Origin of the sequence: Simiaoa sunii (assembly GCF_014337175.1) — a bacterium.
Lineage (GTDB): Bacteria > Bacillota > Clostridia > Lachnospirales > Lachnospiraceae > Acetatifactor > Acetatifactor intestinalis.
Genome location: NZ_CP060633.1, coordinates 1,369,575 through 1,382,813 on the forward strand (window position 1 = coordinate 1,369,575; position 13,239 = coordinate 1,382,813).

The following is a 13,239-nucleotide window of genomic DNA, read 5'->3' on the forward strand; positions in this document are numbered from 1 at the left end:
CATGCAGGGAGAATACTGATGATACGAAACAAGAGTCTGGGGAAGAGACTTCTAGCGGCGGGGATTATGCTGATATTTAGTATGAGCGGCTGCGGAACAGACAATGAGATAGAGTTAACAGGGAATGGAATAGGAAGTGATGGAATAGAAGCTGCGGCAACGGTGGATTCTGCTGAGGTGACCGCTGCCGGGGAAACGGCATCGGATGTCACGGGTGGAGATGCTGCATCCACAGGAACTGCGGAGGATACGAATAAAACGGCACCGACTCCTGCCCCGGCGCCTCGGAAGGAGCTTACTACTGCGGATCGCATGGTGGACCGGACGAAAGTGAAAGGCATTTATGTCACCGGTCCTAAGGCCGGCAGCGCCGGAATGGAGGAGCTGATCGGGCTTGTGGATGAGACGGAACTGAACGCTATGGTCATTGATGTGAAAAATGATGAAGGAAATGTGACGTTCCGGCTGACGAATGAGGAGATTACACAGAACATTCCCGTACTGGACCAGATATCCGAAATGCAGGCAGGAGTGCGCTACATCCGGGATATTCAGGCTTTGATGCAGGAACTGAAGGATCATAATATTTATACCATTGCGAGGATCGTATGTTTCAAGGATCCCATTCTGGCGGCGGCGAGACCGGAACTGGCATTGACGAAACCGGACGGCAAGCCGGTGACGGATGCCAACGGCCTGGCATGGGTGAATCCATACAGGCAGGAGGTCTGGGAATATCTGACAGAACTTGCCGAGATGGCAGCAGACCTTGGATTCGATGAGATCCAGTACGATTATGTGCGTTTTCCGGTGGGATCAGATGCCAATGTGGCGGACTACGGTGTGGATATGGATGCCTATCCGAAGAGGCAGGCAATACAGGATTTTCTTGCCTATGCAGGAGACAGACTGCATGAAAAGGGATGCGTGGTTACGGCGGATGTCTTCGGCACTATCATCGGAAGTGAGACCGACGTGCAGACGGTAGGGCAGGATTACATGGCGCTGGGACAGACCGTGGATGCCATCAGTCCCATGGTGTATCCCTCTCATTATGCGAACGGGGTATTCGGACTGAAGGTACCGGATGCGAATCCTTATGAGACGGTATTGGCGGCAATGCAGGGTTCTGTCGAAGAACTGCAGGAGATTCCGGAGGCAGAGCGGGCTGTGGTGAGACCCTGGCTACAGGCATTTACTGCCACCTGGGTTCCGGGGCATATTTCCTATAACGGAACACAGATCAGGGAACAGATTCAGGCAGTCTATGATGCCGGTTATGAGGAATGGATCCTGTGGAATGCAACAAACCGCTATTCGGCAGAGGGACTGCTTGGTGCAGACGAGGTAGAGGATAATGAAAATAATCAATAAGATCATGATAGGGATTGCAGTGATCTGCCTGCTGTTATGTGGCGGGATCCTGGTATTTGCACTGAATCCGGATATGACCAATGCTCTGGCACAGAGGCTGTATGGAAACGGAAATAATGCGGAGACTGTAACAGAGACAGCAGAGGCAATCGGAAATCCCAGCAATATAGGTACAGATGGAAGTGTTTCGGTAACGCTGCCGGATCAGCCTGAAAACAGTCTGAGCGATTACATCAATCCGAATCCCCAGGAACCCCTGCGATATCCCGGCGGTAATACCGGAAGCTCCGACAGCGGCACAGCAGCCACACCGGCTCCCCGAAGTGACGCTGTGACGGATTTAAACTCTTATTATGCGAACTGTATTACACAGTTAAGCATTCTGGGGAGCGGAGATCAGCATTTTGACAATGTGGTTTCCAAGAGTCTGTGGAGTACCATTGAGCAGGCGTATAATACCGGAGCCTACGAGCAGGGATATGTAGCGGAGGTGCTGAAAAAGCTTGGCATGGAGAACTTTGTGATTCAGCTGCAGTTGGTAGACCTCGGGGATGGGTATTACAGAGTATATCACAACGTGGTGACCTACTAAGAGGAACGTACAATATTTATAAAAGTGAGAAACACCGATATCTTAGGCTATCGGTGTTATTTTTAAATATAAAATAAGAATCATTACTATTATTATTGACAGATAATTACAGTTACGCTATAATCAGGGTATGAAATACATAAGAGATACGAAAAGAGAAATACAAAGTAAATAAATTGTGTTATGTAAGAGATACTAAAAGAAAACAACTCACAGGAGAAAAGGAGAAGTTATATGAATCATAAGGCAATGTACAAGTTAAGCTACGGATTATACATTGTAACCACACGGGATGCAGAGAAGATAAACGGTTGTATCGTCAATACCGCGATCCAGGCAGCTTCCACTCCGAATCAGATCTGCATCTGCATTAACAAGGCAAACTATACCCACGATATGCTGTTAAACACCGGTGTATTTAATGTATCCGTACTCAGCAGGACGGCAGAGTTTCCACTGTATGAGCGGTTTGGTTTTCAGTCAGGCAGAGAAGTGGATAAATTTGCGGATTATACAGCATATAAAAATGCAGAGAACGGCGTGCCCTATATCACAGAAGGCACTAACGCATACATTGCAGTGAAAGTTACTCAGACCGTGGATCTGGGATCTCATACTATGTTCATCGGAGAAGTGACGGAGATGGAAGTATTAAGTGAAGAGCCATCCGCAAACTATGAGTATTATCAGGAAAATGTAAAACCCAAGCCGGTAGATACAGGGAAGACTGTGGACGGTCAGACAGTATGGCGCTGCACCATCTGTGGCTATGAGTATGTGGGAGAGGAACTGCCCGAGGATTTTATCTGTCCATTGTGTAAACATCCGGCATCTGATTTTGAAAAAGTGATAAAGTAAATGACAGGAGGTCAGAATTATGAGTATTGACAGTAGAAAGGTAGTTGTAGTGGGCTGCGGATTTGTGGGATCTTCTTCCGCGTTTGCCCTGATGCAGAGTAAGCTTTTTTCGGAAATGGTATTGATCGATGCCGATCATGATCGTGCGGAAGGAGAAGCTATGGATATCAGTCATGGCATGGCATTTGCCAGCCCCATGAAGATCTATGCGGGTACTTATGATGATATTACGGACGCCGCAGTCATTGTGATCACCGCCGGTGCCAACCAGAAGCCCGACGAGACGAGACTGGATCTGATCCGGAAAAACAGTGCCATTATGAAGTCCATTATCGGGGAGATTAAAAAGAGACCCTTTGAAGGAATCCTGCTCATTGTCTCCAATCCGGTAGACATTCTGACTTATATAGCCCTGAAGGAATCCGGCTATCCGGCCAACCGGGTCATCGGCTCCGGAACGGTATTGGATACCGGCAGATTCCGGTATGAACTGGGAGAACATCTGGGAGTGGACAGCAGAAGTATTCATGCCTTTATTATCGGCGAACATGGAGACAGCGAACTGGCAGCCTGGAGTGAGGCGAGAGTTGGTGGCATGCCTATCAACGATTTCTGTGAACTGCGGGGACATTATGACCATGAGGCATCCATGGAGAAAATATTTAACAGTGTAAAAAACAGTGCCTATGAGATCATTGCGAGAAAGCACGCAACCTATTACGGAATTGCTATGGCTGTATGCAGAATCTGCGCAGCAATTGTCCGTAATGAGCAGTCCATTCTGCCGGTATCCAGTCTGATGACGGGAGAGTACGGACTGGAGAATGTGGTGTTAAGCATTCCGGCAGTGGTGGATGAAAACGGTATTGAGACGGTGGTGCCCATTGAATTAAATGAGAAAGAACTGTCAGAACTGCAGCAATCGGCAACTGTATTGAAGAAGGTGATAGCGGAATTTTATCCGGATTAGTCTAAAGGTTTTAATAATGTGAAATGACTGCGCTGTGTCTGCAGAATCCCAAGCTTTGTAAGCTTGCCGAGTTCCGCGGACATGGCGCTTCTTTCTACTCCCAGATAATCCGCCAGTTCTTGACGGTTGAAGGAGATGGTGAAATCGTTGGAACCTTTCATTTTTGCCTGATCGGTCAGGTACGCCATTAGTTTTTCTCGGGTGGTTTTGCGGGAGGTATATTTGATTTTCTGGTTCAGATACATGTTGTTTTGTGCCACGATCCCCAAGAGATTGCGGATCAGGGTATGGTGAAACTCACAGCCGTTGTCACAGGTATTTAACAGTTTTTTCCCATTTAAAAACATAATATTGCAATCCTCCGCAGCCACGATATCCACAGGAAGATGAGGAATCCCGGCACAGACAAAAGCCTCCCCGAACAGGGAGCCCTCGGAGATGGAGGCAGTAATATTACGGTTGCCGTAGTAATCGTCCTGTAATACATGGATCGAACCGGACTCGACAATACCGATGAAATCCGCCGGATCGCCGGCATGCCTGATATACTCCTCCTTTGGATAGGATTTTGTATAGGCGTGCAGGCGCTTCAGCATAACGGGGATATCTTCAGGTAAAATATTCTGAAAGAGAGGATTGTGCATAATAAATTCTCCTTTTGTTGGAAAACCAACATACTTGATGGGATGATTCTAGTATAATCCCCTCAGAAAGTCAAGGAGAGTTCAGGAAAGGAAGGATAACGATGTATAAAAATATTGAAAAACAGACGAAATTAAATCTGAAGGAGCTGGTGAAATACCAGGAGGGGCAGGTAGTCAGCAAGACTCTTGTACAGAACGACTATGTGAGTATGACGATTTTTTCCTTTGACAAGGGCGAGGAAATCTCCACCCATGCAGCAGGCGGTGATGCTATGGTAACCGTTTTGGAAGGCAAGGGCAGATTCACCGTAGGCGGCGAAGTATTCTACGTGGAAGAGGGCGAGACTCTGATCATGCCCAAGGATATCCCTCACGCAGTATACGGTGAGGAGAGATTCAAGATGCAGCTGACAGTATCTTTCTGAGTTGTAGAAAAAATGCGGTTCTCTTTTGAGGTTTGTGCAAAATACCGTTTGTTTGGATTTCTTTGTTGGAAAAACAACATAATGAAATTCTGGATTTTGCAATATTGATCTTGTGATGAAACATAGGACGAATAATTAAGGTCAGATGTTTAGAAAAGTAACGGATGATTTAGAGACAAGCTAAGAGCATAGAGAAATCGAGGAGGAAAATATGATCCGAAAAATCATTCATATTGATGAAGAAAAATGCAATGGCTGCGGTATTTGTGCGACTGCATGTCATGAGGGTGCTATAGATATTATTGATGGCAAGGCAAAGCTGGTCAGAGAGCATTTCTGCGATGGATTTGGTGACTGTCTGCCCGGATGCCCGACGGGAGCTATTACTTTCGAAGAGCGGGAGGCACCTGCCTATGATGAGGCGGCAGTGAAACAGGCACAGCAGTTGAAGCAGAAGGAAAAAATGCAGCGGGAGGGTATGCAGATTCCGCATGGGGGATGCCCGGGAAGCCGTATACGACAGATGAACCGGAAGGAAGATGCAGCGGCAGTGGCGGAATACAGTAACGCCAATGATGCAATCAAATCTCAGCTGCGCAACTGGCCGGTACAGATCAAACTGGCACCGTTGCAGGCACCCTACTTTGACGGAGCAAAGCTGCTTATTGCGGCAGACTGTACCGCCTATGCCTACGCGAATTTCCACAAAGAATTCATTCGCGGTAAAGTGACGCTGATCGGCTGCCCAAAGCTGGATGCGGTGAACTATAGTGAGAAACTGACGGAGATTCTGCGGAACAATGATATTCAGTCCGTGACTATTTTGCGCATGGAAGTACCCTGTTGCGGCGGTCTGGAAATGGCGGCAAAAAAGGCTATACAGGACAGCGGAAAGTTTCTGCCCTGGCAGGTAGTGACCATCTCTATTGATGGAGAGATTCTGGAATAAAATGTTTTTGCTGAAAGTAAGTGTCTGAAAAAGGAGATTGTATGAAAATGCAGGGAGACAGCATCATCAGTGCTCTGATCGGGTTGGTGGGAGCCGTATCAAATAACGGAAAAACAGAGCAGACCGACAGAGTGATTCGGGAAGCGTTTCTGTGTTTGAAGGACGCAGGCAGCGAGGAAGAAATGGTACAGAAGATACATGCAGAGAAATTCATCATTGCGCCGGACTGTGCCACCTGCCTCAATCCCTGCGGCAATACTTCGGATTATGACATGGCGCAATTTTATGCAGCAGATGTGAAGGTCATCTCTGCGAAGCGGGATCTGATCGAAGCTATTTGCAAAAAAATGGGTTCGTCGGAAAATGTCCCGGAGGATGTCTATCAGGGGATTGCCTATCTTGGGTATGATCTGGAACCGGAGGCTTATACGCAGATACAGCAGAAGATTATGTGCTAAGATTTGATTCAATAAATTGAGAGTTAGTTGAATACATTGGCAAAATCCACGAACTCCCGGAGCATGCGATACACATGTCTCGATGTAAGGTCTCCGGATGTGAATTTTCTACGAAAAGTGATGAGTAGTTCTCGTCATGACGGGGCCGCCTACAGTCGACATCCATGTCGACAATCGGCTGACGCGGACATCGTGTCCGCTTTCCCCCTGTCTTTCAGCACTTTTCTAGAAAATATCAACATCCTCCGACAAACATCTTCGACATGGCACCGCATACTCCGGGAGTTCTGCGTTTTGAAAATCCCATGAAAAACTACTAAGTCTATCTCGTGTTGCTGGTTTCTGTATTCCTCCAAAGTCATTTACATACTTAATTCCTATTTTTAAATTTTATACATGTGTTTCCTGAAGCGATTTACATACCTATTTTCCATTTTAGCCTATTGCGCATGTGTTTTCCCGGTTATCATACATGCCGGATCATTATTTTTTTGCTTTAAGGCATGTATTTTCCGACTTGTTACACATACTTAATTTTGACTTTTGAATTATTCGCATGTATTTCCTGCTTTTTTGCACATACTAAATCCTTGTTTTTAACTTCTGCGCATGTATTCTAAAATGCTCTGCCTAAATAATTGGGATGCTTTTCATAACCCAGCAGAAAAGGACTGCTCCCCCGGACATAGATGCGGCGGAGACTGTGAGATTTTCTTGGAAAGTGGTTGAGCCGCAGGGGCAACGCGAACACGATGTTCGCGTTAGCCGATAAGTGCCATGGATGGCAACGTAAAGGCGGCCCCGTCATGGTGAGAAGCACTTGACCACTTTCCTTTAGAAAATCCACAGTTGTAGCTAGCATCCGAGTCCGGGGCGGGCAGTCCTTTCTGCGTGGATTTTAAAGCAACTATTCATTTAACTTTCAAGTTACACTAACTTGATTTGCCGCTATAGCGAGATTATGTTATATTAGGTTTATCTTAGAGAAATGAGTGAGAGTAATGGCTGGAATTGAAAAAGTAATTTTTATGAATATGTGTATGGTCTATGATAAAGAAGGTAATGTGGTGGCACTGGACAAGGTTGGGAAGAATTATTCGGGAACGACGTTTCCCGGCGGGCATGTGGAGCCTGGGGAGACCTTTAGGGAGTCGGTAATCCGGGAAATCTATGAGGAGACCGGACTGACGATTCAAAATCCAAGACTGACCGGCATTTATCACTGGATGACAGGGGATATAAAGAATGTGGGCTTTTTATATAAAACGTCGGAATATGAAGGAAAATTGATCTCATCCGAGGAGGGAAAGGTCTACTGGATCTCCGGAGAAGAGTTTTTGAAGAAGCCGCTGGCGCCCGGTATGGAGCAGGTGTGGCAGATGATGCATGATGAGGATGCACAGGAATGTTTGCAAACACTGACGGAAGAAGGCATTGTATCAAAGATTCAGTAGGATATTTCGGAGGCAGGAGGGAAAATAAAATGATCAACAAATTACATATGGCAATGATCGGACTTTACCATGGAGATGCAAAGCGCATTCAGCATTTTTGCAAGGTACACAGCTATGCAAAACTGATTGCGGAAATGGAGAATGTGGATGCCAAGACCTTATTTATTTTGGAGACAGCAGCACTGACTCATGATATCGGCATCCATCTGTGTGAAGAAAAATACGGAAACTGTAACGGAAAATTACAGGAAAAAGAAGGCCCGGCCATTGCCGAAAAGCTGCTGGCAGAGCTTGGTTTTTCCGGAGAAGTTTCCGAGCGGGTACAGTATCTGATCGCCCATCATCATACCTACAATAATATAGATGGAATCGATTATCAGATTTTGGTGGAATCGGATTTTCTTGTAAACATGTGTGAGGACGAACTGTCTGAAGAAGCCTTGCAGAACACCTATCAGAATATTTTTCGGACGGAAACCGGGAAAAAGATCTGCAGAGAGATGTATGATATAGCGTGACTTTTTGGCGAATGAAAAGACCACCGGAGAGCTTGACATGCCGGAAGACGATAAAGCGAGTATGCCGGATCAGTACAAGACAGTATCTTTGGAGGAATTTGTCGAATATAGCGAGATTTATAAACAGATGCAACCAAAGTTAACACAGATCCGAAAAAGCTGACAAGTTTGTATGGTGTAAATCTAATCTGACAGAACCTATAATGAAGATGTCAGAAAGGAAGTGGTGATCATGTTGTCAGAGAATCTTGTGATGTTACGTAATTTAAAGGGACTCACACAGGAACAAGTGGCAGAAGTAGTGGAAATTTCAAGACAGTCTTATGCTAAATGGGAGCAGGGGGAGACGGTTCCGGATATTGAAAAATGTGACAGACTTGCATCTTTCTACGGAATTAGGCTGGATGCTTTGATGCACTATGATGAAAAAGTCGGGAATACCAAAATGGCTCCGCCACCGGAAGGAAAGTTTTTATGGGGAACGATAAAGCTGGGCAATCGCGGACAGATCGTAATTCCGAAAGAAGCGAGAGACAAGTATGGATTGCAGGAGGGCTCCCGGCTGGTGGTATTGGGCAATGAAGAAGGTATTGCCCTGATACAGGCAGAAAAGTTTGAAAGTCAGTTAAAAAGTGCGCTGGAACTAAGCAGAAAAATGGTTGCGGAGGATTAGAATATGAAGTGTTCAAATTGTGGAAAAGAAATGAGGAAAGGTTATTTATTCAGCAGTAAGGATGGAGCTTTCAGCTTCGCAAATGAAGTTCCCGGAGTATTTGAGAATGCAAAAAATGCAGATGGTTTTGTAGAAATTACAAAGCTCAAACCCAGTCACAGAACACAAATAGAGGCAGAATGCTGCGAAGAATGCAGAATGCTGGTGATTCATTACTAAAGGGAATGCCATGAGAGTTGAGACAGATAGAATGTATCTTTATCCGATCAGTAAAAAATAAGAAAAACAGCTTGCAAAATAAAAGGCACAGTGCTACTATAACCACGGAAAAAACAAGTTGGAGGTGAATTTCATGGACAGTTGCGATGATTATGGGCGAAGTAGAAAACACGGTGCTTTTTCCTGCAAGCATGGTACAGCTGTCTGTGGAAAGTGACGGTCGTACTTTGATTTGTTGTGCATAGAGATTCATGCAGAGGAAGCATCGTGTGATGCTTCTTTTGTTTTGCCCTTTACGTTGCATCGAAGAATGAGAACGAGAAAGGAGAATAAGATTATGAACAAGAAATATTCCGAACTGGCAGAATTATTCCGTAGCGAGAAAACGGATGAGGAGATCCTGGATTTCCTCTTAAATTATCATAAGAACGATATTGCCGATATGATGGCAGGGATGACAGAGGAAGAACGGAAGCGACTGTATCACCTGCTGGGAGCGCAGAAGGTTGCAGAAATCTTCAAATACATTGAGGAACCACGTAAGTATATCCGGGAACTGTCCGTGGAGAGTGCTGCGAGAGTGATCTCCGAGATGGATTCCGATGACGCTGTCGACTTGTTGGAAGATCTGGATCCGGAAGAGAAAGAACAGATTGTCCGGATGCTGGACGAGGATGCGAGAAAAGATGTGAAGATGTTGCTGTCTTACGATGAGGAAGAGATCGGCAGCTGCATGACAACGAATTACATCTGCATCCCGGAAGAGCTGACCATCAAGCAGGCTATGAGCGAGCTGGTGAAGCAGGCAGGAGAAAACGACAATATCATGACCATTTATGTGGTAGATGAAAAGGGGGTTTTCGCCGGAGCCATCGATCTGAAGGATCTGATCCGTGCAAGGGAAAATGATCACCTGGAAGACTTGGTGTTGAAATCTTATCCGTATGTGACCGATCATGAGAAGATCGATGATTGCATGGATCGGATCCTGGATTATGCGGAGGACTCGATTCCCGTATTGTCAGAAGATAAGAGGATCCTAGGTGTCATCACATCCGAAGACCTGATCGAAATGGTGGACAATGAGATGGGCGAGGACTATGCAAAGCTAGCAGGTCTGACCGCAGAAGAGGATCTGAAAGAGCCTACGATTCAGAGTATGAAAAAACGTCTGCCCTGGCTGATCATCCTGTTGTTCTTGGGCATGGGAGTGTCGTCGGTGGTAGGTTTATTCGAAAATGTGGTGGCGGTATTGCCTGTCGTGATCTGCTTCCAGTCACTGGTACTGGACATGGCTGGAAATGTGGGAACCCAGTCTCTGGCAGTGACCATCCGTGTGTTGATGGATGAAAATCTGACGGGAAAACAGAAGTTCCAGCTGGTGGTCAAGGAAGTAAAGACCGGTTCCTTAAATGGTGTTTTGTTGGGCGTGATGACGCTTCTGTGCCTCGGAGTGTATGTACATTTCTTCAAAGGTTATACCTGGATGGGAGCCTTTGGCATCTCCGGCTGCGTGGGAGTCTCCCTCTTAGTGGCCATGGCAATCTCCAGTGCCGTAGGTACGGTGATCCCCATGTTTTTCCATAAAATCAAGGTAGACCCTGCAGTGGCATCCGGTCCCCTGATCACCACGGTAAACGATCTGGTGGCAGTGGTGACTTATTATGGAATGGCATGGTTACTTTTGATCCGGTAGCAACAGAGGTGAGCTCTCATGGTGGCTATGCTTTTTAACATAGTCACTTTTAGTATTGGGAGATATATGTAGCAGGAAAGACTGAATTTATGCCGCATAGATATCAAGGTCAGGAAGCTGTATTTTCGGAAGAAGGTGTCGTCGCAGGAATAAGATTGCTGTAATAAGCGGTCTTTCCGGATAACGCATCATCATAGAAGTTCTGCTTCCAGTCGATATAGTCCACGGCTTCCTGCAACCGCTGCATGGAGGTCAGCAGGGCTTCTTTTTTCCGGAAGAGGATCTCTTTTCTGGCGGGAATGGTGGCTTCTCCTTCCAGACATAAATGCAGATACTCCTTCATTTCGGCGATGGAAAGACCACAGTTTCTGAGGCATCCGAGGCTCTGGATCCATTTGATATCGTGGTCGTCGAAGACGCGGTAATTACGGCTGTCACGTTTCACGTTGGGAACCAGTCCCTCCTTGCAGTAAAATTTTAAGTTTTCATAGGTCATGCCGGTCAGGGCACAGGCTTCTTTCATGGAATACATAAAATGCCTCCTTTTTTGCAAATAAATAAATAAATAAAAAGTATTGACCGGTAGTTACTACCGTGTGATAAAATCATAGCGTAAGACAGCAGGACTGTCAATGTGGAAAGGAATAAAAAACACCTATGAATCATTCAGGAATTTTAAAGAATAAGCTGTTTTTGTACCTCACGGAGTTCTTCGCCGGTATGTCCGTTATGGCGGTGGAACTGGGAGCCAGCAGACTTCTGGCACCGTATTTCAGTTCTTCCCAGATCGTATGGACCACATTGTCATCGGCACCATCATGATCGCCATGGCACTGGGCAATATCTACGGCGGTAAGAGCGCAGACAAGTCCCCGAACCCGGATAAGCTCTACAGCAGGATACTGATCGCGGCCATCTGGATCGCACTTATCCCCGTGGTGGGAAAATATATTATCCTCGGAATCTCAGCACTGCTGATCTTTACCGTCAGCAACAATTTCCTCATCATTGCAGCATTTGCAGCCTGCATGGTGATCTTCGTGTTCCCCTTATTTTTACTGGGAACCGTGACCCCTTCTCTGGTAAAATATTCCGTGGACAGTCTCGATGACAGCGGACAGACTGTTGGAACTCTAGGGGCATTTAATACCGTGGGAAGCATCATCGGAACCTTCGTACCGACTTTCGTGACCATACCGGCGGTGGGAACCTCCATTACGTTTCTGATCTTTTCCGGTATTCTGATCATTTTGTCTGTGATTTATTTTATCTGCCAGCATACAGGAAAGAAAAAGATTGTGGCATCAGTGTTGATTTTTATTTTGTGCTGTGGTCTGGGATATTCGGATTCCTTTGCTTTTTGGCAGAAGGATCTGACTTACGAAGGCGAGTCCATCTACAATTATCTGCAGGTGTCGGAGACGGACAGACAGGTGGTTCTGTCCACCAACGTGCTGTTCGGTGTCCAGTCCCTCTATATGAAAGAGGGCGGACTGACCGGTATGTACTATGACTATGCCATGGCGGCTCCCCTCATGGTGCCGGACAAACCGGTAGAGGATATGAATGTGCTGATCCTCGGCATGGGAACCGGAACCTATGCGACCCAGTGCCGGAAATACTTCGGTGATATGAATATCGAGGGCGTGGAGATCGATGAAAAAATCACAGAGCTCTCCCGCGAATACTTTTCCCTGCCGGAAGATGTGAAGGTGACCACCTATGACGGCAGGGCTTTTTTGCAGGCGGTGGAGACCACCTATGATGTCATCATGGTGGATGCCTATCAGGACATCACCATTCCTTTCCAGATGTCTTCTGTGGAATTCTTCACGATGGTCAAAGATCATCTGAAGGACGGCGGTGTCATGGTAGTCAACATGAACATGCACGGCAACAAGGAAGGGGACATCAACCAGTACCTTGCCGACACCATTGCCAACGTATTTGACAATGTCTATTCTGTAGACGTGGCAGGTTCCACCAACCGCGAACTGTTTGCTTCCCAGCACAGTGATATGATAGAAGTATTATCCGATCATGTGGAGAATTTGTCAGATGCGGGACTGCAGAACATGATGCGGCGGGTAGCGGACAACAGCGTGGCTTACGCAGCCGGAGATTACCTCATGACCGATGACAAGGCGCCTGTAGAACTTCTTGGCATGCAGGTCATCGATCAGCTGATTCAGGAAGAAGTAGCGTATTACAAGGATATTTATGAGGAACAGGGGATCAGCGGATTGCTGGAACACCTGTAAATCGGCAGATTTACAAATAGAGTTTGAAATAACATAAAGGGTAAGAATACGACGGTGGAGTCAACAGGCTTCACCGTTTTTTCTTAAAAAAATATAAAAACCATTGACCGGTAGCTACTACCGACTGCTAGAATCATACTATAAAATG

The 13,239-nt window shown here is 46.2% G+C and carries 16 protein-coding genes; 14 read left to right on the plus strand and 2 right to left on the minus strand.

Features of this window, described 5'->3' with window-relative positions:
• Window positions 1-18 precede the first annotated feature (18 nt).
• From H9Q77_RS06385 to H9Q77_RS06400, 4 genes are all read left to right on the plus strand, one after another.
• Window positions 19-1,374 (plus strand): putative glycoside hydrolase, encoded by a 1,356-nt coding sequence (locus H9Q77_RS06385; RefSeq protein WP_249326908.1) that lies wholly within the window; start codon window positions 19-21, stop codon window positions 1,372-1,374.
• Window positions 1,358-1,966, plus strand: coding sequence for a flagellar basal-body rod protein FlgG (locus H9Q77_RS06390; RefSeq protein WP_118547070.1), 609 nt, complete (start codon window positions 1,358-1,360; stop codon window positions 1,964-1,966). The genes H9Q77_RS06385 and H9Q77_RS06390 overlap by 17 nt, the downstream gene beginning before the upstream one ends.
• Window positions 1,967-2,200: 234 nt before the next feature.
• Window positions 2,201-2,824: a flavin reductase gene (locus H9Q77_RS06395; protein ID WP_118547071.1), complete on the plus strand. Its 624-nt coding sequence runs from the start codon at window positions 2,201-2,203 to the stop codon at window positions 2,822-2,824.
• Between the two features lie 19 nt (window positions 2,825-2,843).
• A complete protein-coding gene (locus tag H9Q77_RS06400; protein WP_118552483.1) occupies window positions 2,844-3,794 on the plus strand; it encodes an L-lactate dehydrogenase in 951 nt (316 codons plus the stop codon).
• Here H9Q77_RS06400 and H9Q77_RS06405 read toward each other — a convergent pair.
• Entirely contained in the window at window positions 3,791-4,438 is a 648-nt protein-coding gene (locus tag H9Q77_RS06405) for a Crp/Fnr family transcriptional regulator (protein WP_118547072.1), read from the minus strand. The two genes, H9Q77_RS06400 and H9Q77_RS06405, sit on opposite strands and share 4 nt — an antisense overlap.
• Window positions 4,439-4,539: 101 nt before the next feature.
• Between H9Q77_RS06405 and H9Q77_RS06410 the strand changes: the two genes are divergently transcribed.
• The 8 genes from H9Q77_RS06410 (at window position 4,540) to mgtE (ending at window position 10,830) form a co-directional block, all read left to right on the plus strand.
• On the plus strand, window positions 4,540-4,863 hold the full coding sequence (locus H9Q77_RS06410) for a cupin domain-containing protein (protein ID WP_022154036.1): 324 nt from the start codon (window positions 4,540-4,542) through the stop codon (window positions 4,861-4,863).
• 211 nt (window positions 4,864-5,074) lie between these two features.
• Complete coding sequence (locus tag H9Q77_RS06415) at window positions 5,075-5,812, plus strand: 4Fe-4S binding protein (protein WP_118547073.1); 738 nt, start codon at window positions 5,075-5,077, stop codon at window positions 5,810-5,812.
• 41 nt (window positions 5,813-5,853) lie between these two features.
• A complete protein-coding gene (locus H9Q77_RS06420) occupies window positions 5,854-6,270 on the plus strand; it encodes a hypothetical protein (RefSeq protein WP_249326909.1) in 417 nt (138 codons plus the stop codon).
• A 1,001-nt stretch (window positions 6,271-7,271) separates the two neighbouring features.
• On the plus strand, window positions 7,272-7,724 hold the full coding sequence (locus H9Q77_RS06425; RefSeq protein WP_022154446.1) for an 8-oxo-dGTP diphosphatase: 453 nt from the start codon (window positions 7,272-7,274) through the stop codon (window positions 7,722-7,724).
• A 29-nt stretch (window positions 7,725-7,753) separates the two neighbouring features.
• Window positions 7,754-8,242, plus strand: a complete 489-nt coding sequence (locus tag H9Q77_RS06430) for an HD domain-containing protein (protein ID WP_249326910.1) — start codon at window positions 7,754-7,756, stop codon at window positions 8,240-8,242.
• Between the two features lie 232 nt (window positions 8,243-8,474).
• The gene (locus tag H9Q77_RS06435) at window positions 8,475-8,915 is read left to right on the plus strand and encodes a helix-turn-helix domain-containing protein (protein ID WP_249326911.1); all 441 of its coding nucleotides are present in this window, start codon (window positions 8,475-8,477) and stop codon (window positions 8,913-8,915) included.
• A gap of 3 nt (window positions 8,916-8,918) precedes the next feature.
• A complete protein-coding gene (locus H9Q77_RS06440; RefSeq protein WP_022154442.1) occupies window positions 8,919-9,134 on the plus strand; it encodes a PF20097 family protein in 216 nt (71 codons plus the stop codon).
• Between the two features lie 337 nt (window positions 9,135-9,471).
• Window positions 9,472-10,830, plus strand: coding sequence for a magnesium transporter (gene mgtE, locus H9Q77_RS06445; protein WP_118546994.1), 1,359 nt, complete (start codon window positions 9,472-9,474; stop codon window positions 10,828-10,830).
• A 109-nt stretch (window positions 10,831-10,939) separates the two neighbouring features.
• Here the strand turns inward: mgtE and H9Q77_RS06450 are convergent, their stop codons facing one another.
• On the minus strand, window positions 10,940-11,362 hold the full coding sequence (locus H9Q77_RS06450; RefSeq protein ID WP_249326912.1) for a MerR family transcriptional regulator: 423 nt from the start codon (window positions 11,360-11,362) through the stop codon (window positions 10,940-10,942).
• Between the two features lie 125 nt (window positions 11,363-11,487).
• Here H9Q77_RS06450 and H9Q77_RS16730 point away from each other — a divergent pair, with 125 nt between their 5' ends.
• Together H9Q77_RS16730 and H9Q77_RS06455 are read left to right on the plus strand one after the other, a co-directional pair.
• Complete coding sequence (locus H9Q77_RS16730) at window positions 11,488-11,652, plus strand: hypothetical protein (protein ID WP_330596078.1); 165 nt, start codon at window positions 11,488-11,490, stop codon at window positions 11,650-11,652.
• Window positions 11,622-13,091, plus strand: a complete 1,470-nt coding sequence (locus H9Q77_RS06455; RefSeq protein WP_330596079.1) for a spermidine synthase — start codon at window positions 11,622-11,624, stop codon at window positions 13,089-13,091. Before H9Q77_RS16730 ends, H9Q77_RS06455 begins: the two co-directional genes overlap by 31 nt.
• The last annotated feature ends 148 nt before the right edge of the window (window positions 13,092-13,239 follow it).